Raw genomic sequence first — 17725 nt, 5'->3', positions numbered from 1 at the left:
GATGCTCCCGGGACTTCTCGAAAAGCTAGGGCACTTACGACTATCCGTCCTGGACGAACGTAACCCGTTTTCCGGAACTCTGCAACCTCTCAGCAAACATTTGGCCGCGGCCGTACCGCTCGGCGATTCCCGGCGGTGGACAGTCGTTCCCGAACACCTCTTGCCCAAACCGTCTGAGACGGTATCGTACTAGTAGTACCGCATACTGACGGTACCGAGCTCAATGAGGTGCGAAATGACCGACCAACGGGTGCGCACAGCGCAACGCACGGGCAGCGGCTATCCGAAGGCGCGGCGGATCAGATTCCGCTTCGGCGAGCCGGTTCCGATGGCCAAGTACTACGCGGGCGGCGACATGGTGTTCAGCCATTTCATCGCCGGGCTCTCCGCGGGCTTCCCGCCCGGCGAGGAGTCGTTCATCCGCTCGGTACGGCGGTTCGCCGATCAGATCACCGATCCGGTGTTGAAGGAGCGGGTGTCCGGATTCATCGGGCAGGAGGCGACCCACGGCCGCGAACATCGGCGGCTCAACGACCGGCTCGTCGAAATGGGTTATCCCATCGAATGGCTCGACGCCCCGAGCGTCGTCGAGCGGCAGAAGCGCTTCGAACAGCGCATCCCCGCGCACCTGCACCTGGCCGCCACCGCGGCGGCCGAGCACTACACGGCGGTGCTCGCCGAACGGGTGCTGTCCAGCCCGGAGATCCAGGCCCTGGCCGGGGACGAAGAAGTGCGAAACCTGTTGAACTGGCACGCCTTCGAAGAGCTGGAGCACAAGTCGGTCGCCTTCGACGTCTACCGCGCGGTGGGCGGCACCGAGACGATGCGCATCCTCACCATGGCCACCCTGGTCGCGCTCACCGTCCCGTTCACCGCGGTCGGCCTGACCATGTCGCTCAGTCGCGACCCGGACGCCCGGCGGTATCCGCTGAGCCTGGTCAAAGAGGCCTTCACGCTGTTCCGCGGCCCGGTGTTCCGTGGCCTCGGCCGGGAACTGGTGCTGTACCTGCGGCCCGGTTTCCACCCCGACGACATCGACTCGCGCGAGCTCTTGCAGCGCTGGCAGCAGGAGCTGTTCGGCGCCGAAGGCTCCCTCGTCGGCCACCTCCGATGAGCGCGGGCGGTCCCGACCACGAGGTGATCGTGGTCGGCGCGGGCTTCGGCGGCATCGGCGCCGGTATCGCTCTGCAGCGCAAGGGCATTCACGACTTCGTCATCGTGGACAAGTGGGATCGGGTCGGCGGCACCTGGCACGCCAACACCTATCCGGGTGTCGCGGTGGACATCCCCTCGTTCATCTACAGCTTCTCCTATGAGCAGCGCGGCGACTGGTCGCGAATCTTCGCGCCCGGCAGCGAGTTACGCGACTACGCCGACGGCATGGTGGACAAGTACGGGCTGCGGCCCAAGCTGCGGCTGAACACCACCATCGTGTCCGCGGTGTACGACGAGGGCGAGCGCCTGTGGATGCTCGGCACCGACGGCGGGCGCACGCTCACCGCCCGCCACGTGGTGATGGCGATCGGCGGGCTGGAACGCCCGAAGCTGCCGGACATCCCGGGCCTGCACGACTTCGGCGGCACGCTGATGCACACCGCGCTGTGGGACGACGACGTGGCGTTGGCGGGCAAGCGGGTGGCGGTGATCGGCACCGGCGCGACCGCCCTGCAACTGGTGCCCGCGATCGTCGACGAGGTGGCCCATCTGAGCGTGTTCCAGCGCACGCCGATCTGGGTCTTCCCGAAAACCGATGCGGCGGTGGGCCCACTCGGTCGTGCGATCCTCGGGCGGCCTTGGCTGCGTTCGGGGATCCGCATGCTCGGCACGGTCGCCACCGAGGTGGGCATGGGCGGGATGGTCGTCGGCCCCACCTGGCTCGCGGACGCGGGACGCAGGCTGGCCGAGATCCCGGCCCGCCGCTGGATGCGCGCCCAAGTGCACGATCCGGTCGTCCGGGAGAAGCTGATTCCGGCCTACGGCCTGGGCTGCAAGCGCCCGTCCATGTCGAACGAGTATCTCGCCACGTTCAATCGCCCCGACGTCAGCCTGGTCACCGAGCCGATCGGCTTCATCGGCGAGCGCGGCATCACCACCGTCGACGGCAACGAACACGCGATCGATGTGCTGATCTGCGCCACGGGATTCAAACTGTGGGAGAAGGATTCGGTCCCGCCCTTCCCGGTGACCGGCCGCGACGGGCGCGATCTCGGCGAATTCTGGGACCGGCACCGGTTCCAGACCTACCAGGGCGTCTCGGTGCCCGGGTTCCCGAACATGTTCACCATCACCGGACCCTACGGTTTCGTGCTCGGCTCCTACATCTGGATGATCGAGGCCACCGCGGCGCACCTGAGCCGGGCCATCGCCGAGACCAAGCGGCGCGGCGCCACCGAGTGCGAGATCAGTCAGCAGGCCCACGACGCGTACTTCGCCAAATGCCTGCAACGACAGGAGAAGAACTTCCTGTTCACCTCGGCTTGCGCAGGGTCGAACACCTATTACATCAACAGTCACGGTGATTCGCCGTTCCGTCCGTCAACGCACGGCGAGATGTACTGGCACAACCGGCATTTCGATCTCGACAACTACCACTATCGGCAACCCGCCCCGGCCCGCCACACGGGCGTGATCCTCGAGGAATCCGCATGAGACGCACCAATATCCGGCCCGAACTGGTCGTGGTAACCGGGGCCGGCAGCGGCATCGGCCGGGCGATCGCGCTCCGGTTCGCCAAGGCGGGCGCCCACGTCGTGGTCTGCGACCTCGACCCCGATACAGCACACGCCACCGCGGCCATGATCCACGCTCAGGGCAGGCGAGCGAGCGCGGTCGAACTGGACGTGACCGATCCGGACGCCTGGGAAACGTTCGCCCGCAACGTCTTGGCCGATCACGGCGTGCCGGATGTGCTGGTCAACAATGCGGGCATGCTGGTCAGCGGCGCGTTCGTGGACCTGTCCCCCGCCGACTGGGAGCGCCAGCTGAGCGTCAACCTGTTCGGGGTGGTGCACGGCTGCCGGGTGTTCGGCAAGCAGATGATCGACAACGGCACCCGCGGCCACATCGTGAACATCGCCTCGGCGGCCGCGTTCACGCCGACACCGGTGATGTCGGCCTACTCGGTGTCCAAGGCCGGGGTGAAGATGCTCACCGAATGCCTGCGACTCGAGTTCGGGCCCAAGGGCATCGGCGTCAGCGCGATCTGTCCCGGGGTGATCAACACCAATATCGGCGAACACGCCGTGACGGTCGGCGTCGATCAGGAACTCGTCACGCGCGGAAAGGAACTGGCCAGGCAGGTCCAGGAAGTCGTTGCAAAACTACCCTTCTCGCCGCTGAGTCCGGATCTGGTGGCGCGGGCGGCCCAGCGGGCGGTGCGCTACGACCTGGCGGTCGTACCGGTCCGGGCCGAGGCGTGGCTGGGTTACTTCCTGCTGCGCATCGCGCCGGGCGTGAATCGGCGGATCGCCCAGCCCCTGGATCTCGCACGGATGGAACGGATCGGCCGGCGGGCATTGCGCCTGCTCGACCCGGGGCGCCCGATTCCGACTGCCCCGCAGCAGGTTTCGGCACAGGTCGAGGTGTCGTGACTCACTCCGTCCGGAACGCGAGGTGCACCGGCTGATCGACGTCGATCGGCAGGTTGTTCAACCGGGCGACGCCGTCGAGCATGCCCTGGGCGATGATGCCGACATGCTCGGCGAACCGCTCGGTGGACATCACCTCGGTGCGGGCCCGGTTGGCACCGAGCCACCAGTCGGTGGCCGAGCCGACCGCGCCGAAGATGGCGTACGCGGTCAGCTCCAGGCTGCCGGTGTCGACGTCCTGCCCGGCCAGGCGCTCCTCGATCAGCTGAGCGGCCAGCAGGGCCGAGCGCTGCGCCACCTCGATCGCGCGCTCGGGCTGCTCGGCCTGCTGGGCCATCCTGCTGTGCACCAGGAAACGGAACACGTCGGGCTGTTCCTCGACCACCGCGACGTACTCGGCGATGGCGGTGTGCAGCAGATGGGCGAGGGTATCGGTGGTCAGGCTGATCCGGGCCAGCACACGCTCCCACAGCGTGCTCTGCACCCGTTCGAGGATCGCCAGGTACAGATCCGTCTTGTCCGCGAAATGCCGGTACAGCTTGGGTTTGGCACACCCGGCGGCCCGCGCGATATCGTCCATGCTCACATCGGGCCCGTGCGCGACGAGCGCCCGGAACGCGGCGTCGACGAACTCGCCGCGCACCTGCTCCCGGTGCGCACGCCAGCGTTCGGTCCTGGCGTCCGGGCGCGGTGCCGCGGGCGAACTGCTACCGGCGGCCGTCATGCTTGTCATGATATGGAACGACGCGCCGGACCACGGCATTCAGGCCGCGAGCCGCGCGCCTGCCACGGGCGGTTTGGCAAGATCAGCGCAGCCAGCCTTTGCGTTTGATGTAGGCCAGCGGAATCACGGCCGCCACCAAGGTCATCAGCGTGGTCGCCAGGAAGCCGTGCTGCCACTCCAGCTCCGGCATCCAGGTGAAATTCATGCCGTAGAAGGTGGCGATCAGCGTCGGCGGCAGGAACACCGCGGTGATGATGGTGAACACCTTCACGATCTGGTTCTGTTTGACGTCGAGCCAGGTCATCACCGACTGCTGCAGATACCGCACCTTGTCGTGTTCGAAGCCGGCATGCTGCTTCACGCCGTCGATATCGGCGATCAGGATGGCGATCAGGCTCTCCAGCTCGGCGCTGTGCACGGCGATATCGGCCATCAGATGCCGTGCCGCACGGGCCAATTGGAGCTGGGTCTCCTGCGTGCGCGAGACGATCTCCTCGGCGGCGTTCATCCGGGACATGGTGCCGCGCATGTCGGCGACGCCGATCTCGCGGCCGCGCTGATCGTAACCGTTGGTGGCCATCTCGATCTCGTCGTTCATCGCCTCCAGCGCGTCGCTGGCGTAGTAGATGACCCGCTCGGACGCCTCGTTGAGCGCCCACAGCAGCGCGTACATGACACCGTGCGCGGAACCGGTGAGCGCCGGATTGCGCCGCATCTTCGCGATGGCCTTGTCGAACGGCACGAAATGCTCGTCCGGTTGCAGGGTCACCAGGAATTCGGCGCCGAGCGCGAACACGATCGTCTCGCGTTCGATCGCGTCGCCGCGCTTGTAGTTGGCCACCACCGGCAGATAGAGGAAGTTGTCGGTTTCCCAGACCCGCTGGCGCGCGGCGGCGAAATCGACGCCGAGCCGCTCGCGCAGCACCGCGGCGGTCTCCGCGTCGGCGGCCGCCAACGGAATCCAATGTTGTTGCAGGACTTCGGTATCGAAACGGTCGGCGGCCGTGACGCCGCTGGTGGGCCGCATCGGTCAGCGTCCGTAGGAGGAGTGGGCGGGCGAAACCGACGACGAACCGACCGGCCCCTGCGGGTGCGCGTAGTGCATGGTCAGCAGTCCGACACTGATCAGCAGATAGAGCCCGATGGTGAACCAGATCGCCTGACGCTCCAGATTCGGTGCGCGGTGCGGTGTTTCGGCTCTCTTGAACATGGTCGCCATGGCGAACTCCAATACTTCGTGACGTCTGGTGCGGCTGCGGCCCGCTCCACGCGAGTCCGGCGCCCGCGCGCACGCGGCATCGAGTCGCGCCCGGGCCTCGGCGCGGCCGCCGGAGACGGACGCGCCTACTGCACAGGTCCGCGCCTCGTGCGCCGACCTGTCGGTCGAAGAATGTCGAAATCCGGTGCCGCGTCGGGCGATCGGCGGGCCGCTACCGGCCCGGATCGCGCGGGCAGATCAACGACGAACCGGCACAACCCGTTTCGCCGAGGCGAACCTGCTGGAGACGTCGATACTGTCAACCGGCATCAGCCGCTCACCCCGCTTCGTTGGTTGCTCATCCACGCAGAATTGCGCACCCATAATTAGAAACCCGGTGACCGGTGTTCGTCAATCAGTTGCGCAAGTATTCGACTCCGTGCCACGCTACGGGCAGGTTGGAGGCGGACGTGACCGAACACGGCGAGCCGGACCTCATCCCGGCGGCGGAACTACAGGACGCGGCAGCGGTTTTCGGCATGCTCGCGGCTACCGCCCGGCTGCAGATCCTGTGGCTGCTGAGCCAGGGCGACCGCGATGTCGGTACCCTCGCCACCGAGATCGGTCAAACCGTACCCGCGGTCAGTCAGCATCTCGCAAAACTCCGACTGGCCGGTTTGGTGAATATGCGTAAAGCGGGCAGACGCAATGTCTATTCGATCGCCGATTCCGGTATCGCCGATATCGTGCGCCTCGCGTTCCGGCATCACCGGCTGCGCGGTGGTGCGCTGCCGGGCTCCACGTCCGAGCGCTGACCGACCAGGAGTGAGCAAGATCGCCCCTGCTCAGGTGGCCTCGTTCGGCGTGTCTCGGTACCGTCACCTGGTCTGACCCGAGATCGATCCAGAAAAGGGGCGGTGATGAAGCCGTTCGCTGCCCGCATCGCCGGATTCGCCGCGTTCGCCGGACTCCTGGCCGCATGCGGTACTCCCCCGCCCGACGCCGCACCCGCCGTCACCGCCCACCCTTACGCCGACTGTGCCCCGGTGACCACGGATCAGATCCGCGACGCCGTGCGGGCCACCGCGCTGCTCGCGCACCACACGCCGCAGGCCTGTCTCTGGGACGCCCAGATCGGCGACGGCGACGCCGGCGTCAGCTTCACCTTCTCGGCCCGCGATTCACTCCAGCAGATCTGGGACCGCGCCCGCGCCGACGGCTTCGAAACCGAGCACATGGTGATCACCAAGCACGTGCTCGGCACGGTGACCGCCACCGCCTTCTACATCCGCAACCCGCACGACCCCGGCGACTGCGCCGTCGCCGCAGCCGCCAACGGCGCCATCATCTGGCGCATCCAGAACCGCACCCAGTCCACGCAACTGAACCCCTGCGCCGCCGCCCTCCAACTGGCCACCCTCATGGTCGACCTCTCCCCCTAGACGAATGGTGACCCACACCGTTCACGGACGAAGGCGCCCCAGCAGCTCGTCCGTAGCCGGATAGGGACGCTCCTGCGACAACAGCGGGGCGGGACACCCGGTCGCCCGCTCAGAAGAGGAAATAGCGTTGGGCCATGGGGAGTTCGGTGGCGGGTTGTTCGGTCCAGACTTCGCCGTCGATGCGGACGGTGAAGGTGTCGGGGTCCACTTCGATGCGGGGCATGGCGTCGTTGTGCGGCATGTCGGTCTTGGTGCGGGCGCGAACGTTCTTGACGGGGGCCAGTTTTCGGTGCACGCGCAGGCGGTCGGCGAGGCCGTCCTCGATCGCCTGCTCGGAGACGAAATGCAGGGAGGTGGCGGCGGCGGCCAGCGGGGCGGCGCCGAACATGGGACGCGGGAGCACGGGCTGCGGGGTCGGGATGGACGCGTTCGCGTCACCCATCGCGGCCCAGGCGATCGCGCCGCCCTTGAGCACGGCGTGCGGGCGCACCCCGAAGAAGGCGGGCTCCCACAGCACCAGATCGGCCAGCTTACCGACCTCGACCGAACCGATCTCGTGGTCCAGGCCGTGCGCGACGGCCGGGCAGATGGTGTATTTCGCGATGTAGCGCTGCACCCGGGCATTGTCGGCGGCGCCGTCGCCGGGCAGCGCGCCGCGGCGGCGTTTCATCACGTGCGCGGTCTGCCAAGTACGTAGCACCACCTCGCCGATGCGTCCCATCGCCTGGGAATCGCTGCCGATCATGGAGATCGCGCCGAGATCGTGCAGCAGATCCTCGGCGGCGATGGTGGACGGCCGGATCCGGCTCTCCGCGAACGCCAGATCCTCCGGGATGGACGCGCTGAGATGATGGCACACCATGAGCATGTCGAGATGCTCGTCGAGGGTGTTGACCGTGTGCGGGCGGGTCGGATTGGTCGAGCTGGGCAGCACGTTGAGATGCGCTGCGACCGTGATGATGTCGGGCGCGTGCCCGCCGCCCGCGCCCTCGGTGTGATAGGCGTGGATGCCACGCCCGGCGATCGCGCCGAGGGTGTCCTCGACGAAACCGGCCTCGTTCAAGGTGTCCGAGTGCAGCGCCACCTGCACCCCGGCGGCGTCGGCGACCCGCAGGCAGGCATCGATCGCGGCCGGGGTGGAGCCCCAATCCTCGTGCAGCTTGAAACCTGCCGCGCCGGCGCGCAGTTGCTCCCACATGGCGTCGGCGCTGACGGTGTTGCCCTTGCCGAGCAGCACGATGTTCAGCGGCCAGCCGTCGGTGGCCTCCAGCATGCGGGCCAGATGCCAGGCGCCGGGCGTCACGGTGGTCGCCTTGCTGCCTTCGGCCGGGCCGGTACCGCCGCCGATCAGCGTAGTGATGCCGCCACCGAGCGCCTCGTCCATCAGCTGCGGGCAGATGAAGTGCACATGGCAGTCGATCGCGCCCGCGGTGAGGATACGGCCGTTGCCGGAGATGATCTCGGTGGACGGGCCGACGACGAGGTCGGGATGCACACCGCTCATCGTGTCGGGATTGCCCGCCTTACCGATGCCGCAGATGCGTCCGTCGCGAATGCCGATGTCGGCCTTGATGATTCCCCAGTGATCGATGATCACCGCACCGGTGATCACGGTGTCCGGCGCGCCGTCGGCGCGGGTGGCGCGCGACTGCCCCATCGACTCGCGCAGCACCTTGCCGCCGCCGAACACGGCCTCTTCACCCGCGAGACCCGGTCCGCCGCTGCGGTCTTCGGTGATCTCGATCAATAGATCGGTGTCGGCCAACCGGATCCGGTCGCCCGTGGTCGGCCCGAAAAGCTCCGCGTAGCGGGCCCGGCTCAATTCGGTCACGATGCCTCCCCTGTCCGGCGCGCAGCCGAGTCGACGGGCGAATCCGGTTGCGGCACAGCCACGATGTCGTTGCTCACTTGGCGTCCAACCGGCCCGGCGGGTTCGCGCTGATGCCGTACACCTCGCGGGTGCCACCCAGCGGGACCAGCGAAACACGCTGACCGAGACCGGGTTCGAAGCGCACCGCGGTACCCGCCGGGATATCGAGCCGGTGGCCGTGCGCGGCCGCCCGGTCGAAGCGCAGCGCGGCGTTCGCCTGCGGGAAATGCACATGGCTGCCGACCTGCACCGGCCGGTCGCCGGTGTTGACCACGTCGAGTTCGATCCGCACCGCGCCCGCGTTCAACGCGATAGTCCCCGCCGCGCAGAGGTATTCACCGGGAATCATGCTGCGCGTCCTTCTAGGCGATCGGGTGGTGCACGGTGACGAGCTTGGTGCCGTCCGGGAAGGTGGCCTCGACCTGGACGTCGTGGATCATCTCCGGCACACCGTCCATCACGTCGGCGCGCGCGAGCACCGTGCGCCCGGAGGACATCAGTTCGGCGACCGAGCGACCGTCGCGCGCGCCCTCGAGCACGTGATCGGTGATCAGCGCGACGGCTTCGGGATGGTTGAGCTTGAGTCCACGAGCCTGTCTGCGCCGGGCCAGTTCGGCCGCATAGCTCAGCAGCAGCCGTTTCTGCTCGTGCGGGGACAGGCGCATCCGGGCTCCTCACCGGGTCGGGTTGCAAGGGTGACGGTCATTCTGGCACGCCCGTTCCGGCGGCGCGGCGCGAGCGCCCGCTCAGCGCTCGGCGGGCAGGTTCTGCAACCGCACCTGGCCCCGGGCCACTACCCGCTGCTGGTCGTCGGTGATCACGACGACCCACAGCTGTTGCAGCCGGCCGCGATGGATCGGCGTCGCTTCGCCGTAGAGGACGCCCTCGCGCACCGCACGCAGGAAGTCGGTGTTGTTGTTCACGCCGACGACGGTGCCGCGCCCGCCGTACCAGATACCGCCGCCGACGCTGGCGAGCGTTTCGATGACCGTGCAGTACACGCCGCCGTTCTGGATGCCGGCGGGCTGGTAGAGCTGCGGCGCGACGGACCACTCGCCACGCACCCGATCCGGGGTGGTCTCGGTGTAGCGCAGGCCGATCAGGTCGGTGAAGGTGCCCTCGCTCGCCTTCGTCATCAGCTCGGGGGTGATGTCCGCCATGAAATCGCCCATGGTGGTCTGCTGCTCTGTCATGACGTCCACTGTTGCACAGCGGTTGCCGAGGAACTCCGCTGGCTCAATTGCCCGCCAGCGTGACCGCCCGGCCGTACAGCGGTTGCGTCGGACGATTGCTGTGCGCGAACAACGTCCGGTAACGATCGACGCCGGCCGACCCCACCGCGACCGGATGCTCCAGCACGGTCCAGGAGACGCCTTCACTACAGGGCGGCGTGGTGAGCGAGCCGCGATACCGGAATTGGTCCAGGTCGGCGGGCAGCAGGGCACGCAGGTCGAGACCGGCGGCCGCGGCCGGGACACCCGGCGCCGCCGGTGCGGCCGCGAGGATCGGGTCGAGGACCGACGGCCCGGCCGCGGCCTGCAGCAGCACGCCGAGCACTGCCAAAGCGCCCGCGCCGTTCTTGTGCACGAGGTGCAACTCCATCGCGGTGCCCGCGCCGTCGACGGTGTGCTCGCTCGGCAGGTGGAAGTGGAACTGAGCCAGTTCGAACTCCGCACCCCCGATGACGAGCCGATTCCCATTGCCCGCGGGGAGATTGGCCTGCACAGTGTGCCCGTTGTTGACCAGTTCGAGCGCGGGCACCGTCGCATAGTCGATGTCGATGTGCTCGTCCGGTTCGAGCCGGGTGTGGCTCGGCAGGTCGATCGGCGACTGTTCGTGGCCGTTCTGACAGGTCAGGTAGGCGTGGTCGAGGTCGGCCCAGTGGTCGGGGCCTTCGGCGTCGTAATCCCAGTGCGGGCCGCTGGGTGTCGCCACGTGACTACGCAATTGCGGATCGTGGCCACCGCACGCGGAGACGAGTAGCAGCGCCGCCGCGGCGGTGAGGCCCGCGAGACAACGACGACGTGAGAATCTTCGGACGAGCACCCGGCACACTCCTCGGCACGCGATGAGTAGCCGAGAAGGTCTGCAGGACAGCGCAAACGGATGGTCGGCGACTCGAAATCGGACGAATCCCCCAGGGGTTCAGGAGAATTCACGTCCGCGACGGCGTCCGACACTAGACCCGGGAATTCGCGCCACGCCAGAGGCGAACCGAGCGACATAGGTCACAGCAGACAGAGCTGAGGGCCCCACCCGGAGGTGAGGCCCTCAGCGGCAATGGATCGGGGGTCACCGCAGCCCTCGGGACTCTCGCTCAATCCTTACGCCGGTTATGAGTATAGGTCAGGCTTACCTAAGTAAGCAAGCCCGTCGTGCGACGCACCGGCAATCCCCGGCGCTCCAGCGCCGCCAACAGGCCCTGACCACGCCGGGTGCCGACCACCGCGTCGGTCCGCGCCAGGTCCGGCACGTAAGTCGAAGCGCCCGCGATGGATTCGCCGACGAGCTGCCAGAAGCGCCGCGGGTTCAGACCCGAGTATCGCGCCATGCTCGACTGGATGAGCGTCAGCGAGGGTTCGCACCGATGCGCGAGCCAGACGTACATCGCACCCTCGCACGGCAGCGCCACCACACCCGGCTCACGCGCCAGCGCATCGCCGTCGACCACGCGAATCGTGGTGTCGCCCAGGCCCGCCCAGTCGATGCCGCCGTCGTTGTCGGTGTGGATCCACAGGTTCTCCAGCCCCGGATCCCAGGCCCGCCCCTCCGAGACCAGCAGCGCGGTCACCCGGCCGACCACCGCGTGGATGAGCGCGGTGGCCACCACCTCCGCCGCCACGTCGGCGCGGATCATCTCGGCCGCGTGCCGCCGGTACATCAGCTCGATGCGCCCCTCCCGCACCCCGTCGGCCAGCCGCCACCAGCGCCGCTTGCCCTGCTCAGCCATCGCCGCCACCGCGTACACGCGCGGATGTTCAGGCTGCAACGCGCGCAACCTGGCACAGGCGTGATCGAACGCCATGGTCGTATGGCGTGGCGGGCAGGTGGTCATGAGCTCTGGCATTGCGCGAACCTCCTGAGGGGTTGGCCGTCGCGGTGGGTACAGCAAGATAGGTTAGGCTTACCAGACCAATCAGTACTGTGCCAGACCGAATCAGGAGTAGTTCGTCACCGTGACCACGCTTGGGACCGCACGGCGGCGGCGTCTGACCGGACTTCTCGTCCTGACCGCGCTGCTCCTGCTCACCACGATCGCGAGCGTCGCGATCGGGACCAGGTCGCTCTCGCCCGGCACCGTCTACGACGCCGTGCAGCACGCCCTCACCTGCGCGGGTGGCCCGTTCAGCTGCCCCGCCGGATCCACCGCCGAGGAGATCGTCCGGGGGCTCCGGCTGCCACGCACCGCACTGGCGCTCGCCACCGGCGTGGCGCTCGGCATGGCGGGCGCGCTCATCCAGGGTTACACCCGCAACCCGCTCGCCGACGCCGGCCTGCTCGGATTGAACGCGGGCGCAGGCTTTTTCGCCGCGCTCAGCATCTATCTCTTCGGCTTCACCACACCCAACCAGTACATCTGGTTCGCGTTCGTCGGGGCGTTGCTCGCGGGGGTCGTCGTGTTCGGCGCCTCGGCCGTCGGCGGCGGCAAGGCCAGCCCGCTGAGCCTGGTGCTGGCCGGCGCGGCCGTCACCGCCTTCCTGCAAGCCATGACCCAGGCCGTGGTGCTGCTGGACGCCACCGCGCTGGACACCTACCGCTTCTGGGTGGTCGGCACCATCGCGGGCCGCGACGCCACGGTGCTGTGGCAGGTGCTGCCGTTCCTCGCGTCCGGCGTCGTGCTCGCCGTGATCGCCTCGCCCGGCTTGAACCTGCTGAGCCTCGGCGACGAGGTGGCGCGCGGACTCGGGGTGAACATCGGCCGCAGCCGCGCCCTCGGGCTGGCCGCGGTGGTGCTGCTCTCCGGCGCGGCCACCGCGGCGGTCGGGCCGATCGCCTTCCTCGGTTTGATCGTGCCGCATATCGCGCGCGTCGTGACCGGGCCCGACTTCCGTTGGATGATCCCGTATTCCGGGTTGATCGGCGCGATCCTGCTGATGGTCGCCGATATCGTCGGGCGAGTGGTCGCCCGGCCCGGCGAACTCCAGGTCGGCGTCATGCTCGCCCTGATCGGCGCGCCCTGCTTCATCGCGTTCGTGCGCCGTCGAAATCTGGTGAGCCTGTGACCGTCTCGTTGAAAACCCGCAGCGCGCGCCCGGCCCTGCGCGTCGGCCCGGTCTCGCTCGTGCTGCGTCCGGCCATGGTGCTGATCGTCGTCGCACTGGCCGCGGCGATGCTGCTGCTGTTCTGCCTCGACATCGCCACCGGCGACTCGCATATCCCCCTCGGCCGGGTGCTCGACGTGCTGTCCGGCGGCGGCACCCGCTCGCAGCGCTTCATCGTCCTGGATTCGCGCCTGCCCCGGGCGCTGACCGCCCTGGTCGTCGGTGCGGCCCTTGGCCTTTCGGGCGCGATCACGCAGTCGATCCTGCACAATCCGCTGGCCGCGCCGGACATGCTCGGCATCACCACGGGCGCCAGCCTCGGCGCGGTGACGGTGATCGTCGGCGCGGGCGGCACCGGCCTGGCCGCGACCATCGGCGCACCACTGGCCGCGCTCACCGGTGGCCTGCTCACCGCCGCGGCCATCTACCTGCTGGCCTGGGGACGCAGCCCCACCGGCGATCAGGGTGTCACCGGGCTGCGGCTGGTCCTGGTCGGCGTCGGCATCAATGCCGTGCTGCTGGCGGGCATCAGCTGGTTGATCACCCGGGCCACGCTGCAGGACGCGCAGCTGGTCCAGTTGTGGCTCAACGGATCTCTCAACAACGCCGATCGATCCCGTTTGCTCCCAGCGGCATTCGCACTCGCCGTGGTGGTGCTGGTCGCGCTCGGCTCGGCCCGCACGCTGGCCGCGCTGCGGCTCGGCACCGACACGACCCGCTCGCTCGGCGTGCGCATCCAGACCCAGCAGGCGATCCTGATCGGCGCGGCGGTGGTCAGCTCCTCGGTGGCGACCGCGGCCGTCGGGCCCGTGGCCTTCGTCGCGCTGGCCGCCCCGCAGATCGCCCGCCGGCTGCTGCGCACCCCTGGCGAACCGCTGATCGGGTCGGCGCTCGTCGGTGCCATCCTGGTGGTCGGCGCGGATATCGCGTCCCGCTCGGTGTTCCCCGCCGACCTTCCGGTCGGCATCGTCACCGCCGGGCTGGGCGGCCCGTTCCTGCTCTATCTGCTCGTGCGAATGAATCGGAAGGCGACGCTGTCATGACCACAGATGCCGCGGACGGCAGGCAGCCGGCGCCGACTCGGCTCGCCGCCGTCGACGTCAGCCTCGGCTACGGCGACCGGGTGATCGTCGACGGCCTCACCCTCGACATCGCGCCCGGCGTGATCACCACCGTGATCGGCCCGAACGGGTGCGGCAAGTCGACCCTGCTGCGTTCGCTCGGCCGGCTGCTGCGCCCGCAGCAGGGCCGAGTGCTGTTGGACGGCAAGGCCATTTCGACGATGAAGACCAAGGACGTGGCCCGGGTGATCGGCATGCTGCCGCAGTCGCCGGTCGCGCCGGAGGGCCTCACCGTCGCCGATCTCGTCGCGCGCGGCCGGCATCCGCACCAGTCCTGGTTCCGGCAGTGGTCGGTGGACGACGAAGCCGAGGTGATGACCGCGCTGGAGCAGACCGGCATCGCCGATCTCGCCGATCGCGCGCTCGACGAGTTGTCCGGCGGCCAGCGCCAGCGCGCCTGGATCTCGATGGCGCTCGCGCAGGGCACCGATATTTTGCTGCTCGACGAGCCGACCACCTATCTCGACCTCGCGCACGCGGTGGACGTGCTCGACCTGGTCGACCGGCTGCACGCCGAACTGGGCCGCACGGTGGTGATGGTGCTGCACGATCTGAATCTGGCGATCCGCTACAGCGACGAGCTGATCGTCATGCGCGACGGCCGGATCGTCGCGCAGGGCCGTCCCGCCGACATCATCGACGTGCAGTTGCTGCGCGAGGTCTTCGATCTGGATGCCTCGGTGCTGCAGGATCCGGTGTCCGGGCGGCCCATGATCGTGCCGATCGGCACCCGGCACGTGGTGGGTAAAGCAGGTGGCCCTGCTATGTCCAAATCCGCCGCATATGACAAATGACACACCAGCTATTCCATAGTTACGACACCGTGTAGTACGCATCGGCGTCGTTGAGTCCCTAAAATTGTGGGATGGCAGGACTTGGTGAACTCGAGAAAGCGGTCATGGACCAATTGTGGTCAACCGACGAACCGCAGACCGTCCGGCAGGTGCACGAGGCATGACCGCGCGCACCGGTACGCGCCGGTGCACACCCGCGACGAGCTCGTGGCCAGTTTGATGGTCGACGCGCTGCAGCAGGCCGACGCCGCGGGCAGCCGCGCCGCGGCCCTGGTGCACTTCGTCGAACAGGTCGGCAAGGATGAGGCTGCCGCGCTGCGGGAGGCACTCGCTAAGCTCGAAGCATCCGAGGACACACCGCCACCGCAGTAGACTCCTCGTGACCTTGCCCCCAACGCAGTGAGCTGAGTCGATGAACGCAACCGCGCCGGTATTCGCCGGTCTCGCATTGCTTCTCGCGGGGCCTGCCCCGGCCCTGCTCAGCCGGGCGACCTGGACATACCGGACGCCCCGCGCAGCAGTCGTGCTCTGGCAGGCGATCGCGCTGGCCGCCGTGCTCAGCGCGTTCGGCTCCGGACTGGCCATCGCGGCCGAACTGCTGGTGCCGGGTTCGGACGGCCGGCCCACCACCTCCCCCACCCGGGAGATCGACGCGCTCGGTCTGCCGCTGTGGCTCGCCTACGTCTTCGTGTTCATGCTCACACTGCTGGTCGGCGCGCGGCTCATCTACGCGATCGTCCGGGTCGGCGTGCACACGCGCCGGCGCCGCGCCCGGCATCGGATGCTCGTCGACCTGCTCGACCAGAGCGGCCCGCACCGGCGCGCCGCCGATATCCGCGTGCTCGCCGCCACCGAGCCGATCGCCTACTGCCTGCCCGGCCTGCGCCAGCGCGTGGTGATCAGCGAGGGCACGCTGACCAACCTGGACGACGCCGAGATCACCGCGATCGTCAGTCACGAGCGTTCGCACCTGCGCGCCCGGCACGACCTGGTGCTCGAGGCGTTCACCGCGGTACACGAGGCGTTTCCGCGGGTGGTCCGGAGCAAAGCCGCGCTCGGTTCGGTGAAACTGCTGATCGAACTGCTCGCCGACGATTCCGCGGTGAAGGTGACCGGCCCCAAACCGCTGGCCCGCGCCCTGGTCGCCTGTTCCAAGTCGACCGCGCCCCAGGGCGCGCTCGCCGCGGGCGGACCTACCACGCTCATCCGCATCCAGCGTCTCACCGGGCGGATCGGGGACGTGCGCGTCGCCAGCGCCGCCTACCTCGGTTCCGCGGCCATTCTGGTCGTGCCGACCCTGGCCGTCGCGGTACCTTGGCTGGTCGAATTGAGTCGGCTGTTCCGCGGCTGAACTCATAGGACGTATCCTGGACACTTGGCCTACCGAACGGTCGGCCGCATCGCCCCTTCGCGCTGCATCCCGAAAACCCGCTGTCCGCAGCGCGCGCTGCACCGTAGCGTGCACCGCCCCGACCCACTCTGCACAGCGCGTTCTGCCCTGCGAACACGCCGTCTTACGAAAGGCACACACCACTCGTGACCCCCTCGACCACCGTCGCCGCGGCGCCCACCGTGTCATTTACGGACCTGGGCCTGCCCGCCGTGCTCGTACAGGCACTGCGGCGCGACGGCATCGAGGCACCGTTCCCCATTCAGGCCGCAACGGTGCCGGACGCCCTGGCGGGCAAGGATGTGCTCGGCCGCGGCCCGACCGGATCCGGCAAGACCCTCGCCTTCGGACTGCCCATGCTGGCGCGCCTCGCCGGCGCCGCGTCCCAGCCGGGCCGCCCCCGCGGTCTGGTGCTGGTGCCCACCCGCGAGCTGGCCGCGCAGATCGAACGTTCGCTGGACGCACCGGCGCTCGCGCTCGGCCTGCGGGTCGCCTCGGTGGTCGGCGGCGCGCCGATCAAGCGGCAGGCCGACCGCCTCGCCCGCGGCGTCGATCTGCTGATCGCCACCCCGGGCCGGCTCGCCGATCTGGTGATGCAGCGCTCCGCCTCGCTCGCCGACGTGCGGATCACCGCGCTCGACGAGGCCGATCACATGGCCGACATGGGCTTCCTGCCGCAGGTCACCAAGCTGCTCGACCAGACCCCGAAAGACGGTCAGCGCCTGCTGTTCTCGGCAACCCTGGACGGCGAGGTGGACAAGCTCGTCAAGCGCTACCTGCGCTCCCCCGTCACGCATTCGACCGCGCCGCCCGCCGCGTCGGTCGCGACGATGACCCACCATCTGCTCTTCGTGCGCGACAAGCTCGTCAAGCGCGCCGTCGCGTCCGAGATCGCCGCGCGCGAGGGCCTGACCATCATGTTCGTCCGCACCAAGCACGGCGCAGACCGGCTGGCCAAGCAACTGCGCGGGGTCGGCATCCCGGCCGGTGCGCTGCACGGCGGCAAGGCGCAGAACAACCGGACCCGCACCCTCGCGGCGTTCGCCGACGGCTCGGTGCCGGTGCTGGTCACCACCGACGTCGCCGCGCGCGGCATCCACGTCGACGGCATTTCCCTTGTGGTGCATGTCGATCCGCCCGCCGAGTCGAAGGCCTACCTGCATCGCGCGGGCCGGACCGCGCGGGCCGGCGAGGACGGTGTGGTCGTCACGCTGGTGATGGACGAGGAGCGGCGCGACGTCGAAACGATGACCCGCAAAGCCGGCGTCGACATCAAGGGCATCGCGGTGCGCCCCGGCGACCGCACCCTGATCGAGATCACCGGCGCGCGTCAGCCC

Annotated in this window: 19 protein-coding genes and 1 pseudogene; 11 read left to right on the top strand and 9 right to left on the bottom strand. The window is 68.8% G+C overall.

The annotated features are described in order from the left end of the window. Positions 1-235: 235 nt before the first annotated feature. From TY25_RS09765 to TY25_RS09755, 3 genes are read left to right on the top strand one after another with little or no spacing between them, the layout of a single operon-like run. On the top strand, positions 236-1114 hold the full coding sequence (locus TY25_RS09765; RefSeq protein WP_042255613.1) for a metal-dependent hydrolase: 879 nt from the start codon (positions 236-238) through the stop codon (positions 1112-1114). Further along, positions 1111-2649, top strand: coding sequence for a flavin-containing monooxygenase (locus TY25_RS09760; protein ID WP_042255612.1), 1539 nt, complete (start codon positions 1111-1113; stop codon positions 2647-2649). Before TY25_RS09765 ends, TY25_RS09760 begins: the two co-directional genes overlap by 4 nt. Then, entirely contained in the window at positions 2646-3590 is a 945-nt protein-coding gene (locus tag TY25_RS09755; RefSeq protein ID WP_042255611.1) for an SDR family NAD(P)-dependent oxidoreductase, read from the top strand. Before TY25_RS09760 ends, TY25_RS09755 begins: the two co-directional genes overlap by 4 nt. 1 nt (position 3591) lies before the next feature. Here the strand turns inward: TY25_RS09755 and TY25_RS09750 are convergent, their stop codons facing one another. From TY25_RS09750 to TY25_RS09740, 3 genes are all read right to left on the bottom strand, one after another. Then, positions 3592-4311: a TetR/AcrR family transcriptional regulator gene (locus TY25_RS09750; protein WP_052382897.1), complete on the bottom strand. Its 720-nt coding sequence runs from the start codon at positions 4309-4311 to the stop codon at positions 3592-3594. Positions 4312-4393: 82 nt separating this feature from the next. Next, positions 4394-5338, bottom strand: a complete 945-nt coding sequence (locus TY25_RS41555) for a CorA family divalent cation transporter (protein WP_081868784.1) — start codon at positions 5336-5338, stop codon at positions 4394-4396. Between the two features lie 3 nt (positions 5339-5341). Next, entirely contained in the window at positions 5342-5530 is a 189-nt protein-coding gene (locus TY25_RS09740; RefSeq protein ID WP_014984745.1) for a hypothetical protein, read from the bottom strand. A gap of 449 nt (positions 5531-5979) precedes the next feature. Between TY25_RS09740 and TY25_RS09735 the strand changes: the two genes are divergently transcribed. After that, positions 5980-6324 carry an ArsR/SmtB family transcription factor gene (locus tag TY25_RS09735; RefSeq protein WP_226887359.1) on the top strand — a complete coding sequence of 115 codons (345 nt, stop codon included), beginning with the start codon at positions 5980-5982 and terminating at the stop codon, positions 6322-6324. 105 nt (positions 6325-6429) lie between these two features. Beyond that, positions 6430-6951: a DUF3558 family protein gene (locus TY25_RS09730; RefSeq protein WP_042255608.1), complete on the top strand. Its 522-nt coding sequence runs from the start codon at positions 6430-6432 to the stop codon at positions 6949-6951. A 109-nt stretch (positions 6952-7060) separates the two neighbouring features. Here the strand turns inward: TY25_RS09730 and TY25_RS09725 are convergent, their stop codons facing one another. The 6 genes from TY25_RS09725 to TY25_RS09700 form a co-directional block, all read right to left on the bottom strand. Then, a complete protein-coding gene (locus TY25_RS09725; protein ID WP_029899846.1) occupies positions 7061-8782 on the bottom strand; it encodes an urease subunit alpha in 1722 nt (573 codons plus the stop codon). Between the two features lie 73 nt (positions 8783-8855). Beyond that, complete coding sequence (locus TY25_RS09720; RefSeq protein WP_042255607.1) at positions 8856-9170, bottom strand: urease subunit beta; 315 nt, start codon at positions 9168-9170, stop codon at positions 8856-8858. Between the two features lie 13 nt (positions 9171-9183). Beyond that, complete coding sequence (locus tag TY25_RS09715) at positions 9184-9486, bottom strand: urease subunit gamma (RefSeq protein ID WP_042255606.1); 303 nt, start codon at positions 9484-9486, stop codon at positions 9184-9186. Between the two features lie 81 nt (positions 9487-9567). Further along, on the bottom strand, positions 9568-10014 hold the full coding sequence (locus tag TY25_RS09710; protein WP_088607213.1) for a PaaI family thioesterase: 447 nt from the start codon (positions 10012-10014) through the stop codon (positions 9568-9570). Positions 10015-10057: 43 nt separating this feature from the next. Beyond that, positions 10058-10867, bottom strand: coding sequence for a carbonic anhydrase (locus TY25_RS09705; protein ID WP_042255605.1), 810 nt, complete (start codon positions 10865-10867; stop codon positions 10058-10060). 310 nt (positions 10868-11177) lie between these two features. Beyond that, on the bottom strand, positions 11178-11888 hold the full coding sequence (locus TY25_RS09700; RefSeq protein ID WP_042255604.1) for a hypothetical protein: 711 nt from the start codon (positions 11886-11888) through the stop codon (positions 11178-11180). Between the two features lie 109 nt (positions 11889-11997). Here TY25_RS09700 and TY25_RS09695 point away from each other — a divergent pair, with 109 nt between their 5' ends. The 6 genes and pseudogenes from TY25_RS09695 to TY25_RS09670 form a co-directional block, all read left to right on the top strand. After that, a complete protein-coding gene (locus TY25_RS09695) occupies positions 11998-13044 on the top strand; it encodes a FecCD family ABC transporter permease (RefSeq protein WP_042255603.1) in 1047 nt (348 codons plus the stop codon). Next, positions 13041-14126, top strand: coding sequence for a FecCD family ABC transporter permease (locus TY25_RS09690; protein WP_042255602.1), 1086 nt, complete (start codon positions 13041-13043; stop codon positions 14124-14126). The genes TY25_RS09695 and TY25_RS09690 overlap by 4 nt, the downstream gene beginning before the upstream one ends. Next, positions 14123-14998: an ABC transporter ATP-binding protein gene (locus tag TY25_RS09685; RefSeq protein WP_042255601.1), complete on the top strand. Its 876-nt coding sequence runs from the start codon at positions 14123-14125 to the stop codon at positions 14996-14998. Before TY25_RS09690 ends, TY25_RS09685 begins: the two co-directional genes overlap by 4 nt. Before the next feature lie 71 nt (positions 14999-15069). After that, positions 15070-15370: pseudogene (locus tag TY25_RS09680) on the top strand (BlaI/MecI/CopY family transcriptional regulator). 40 nt (positions 15371-15410) lie between these two features. Next, a complete protein-coding gene (locus TY25_RS09675) occupies positions 15411-16349 on the top strand; it encodes a M56 family metallopeptidase (protein WP_042255600.1) in 939 nt (312 codons plus the stop codon). A 185-nt stretch (positions 16350-16534) separates the two neighbouring features. Beyond that, positions 16535-17725: DEAD/DEAH box helicase (locus TY25_RS09670; protein ID WP_042255599.1), on the top strand; the 1191-nt coding region annotated here is incomplete at its 3' end.

Source organism: Nocardia brasiliensis NBRC 14402 (assembly GCF_000308475.2).
In the GTDB taxonomy this organism is placed as follows: domain Bacteria; phylum Actinomycetota; class Actinomycetes; order Mycobacteriales; family Mycobacteriaceae; genus Nocardia; species Nocardia brasiliensis.
Note: the sequence above shows the minus strand (reverse complement) of the source record. Positions and strands in the feature narration are given on the sequence as shown.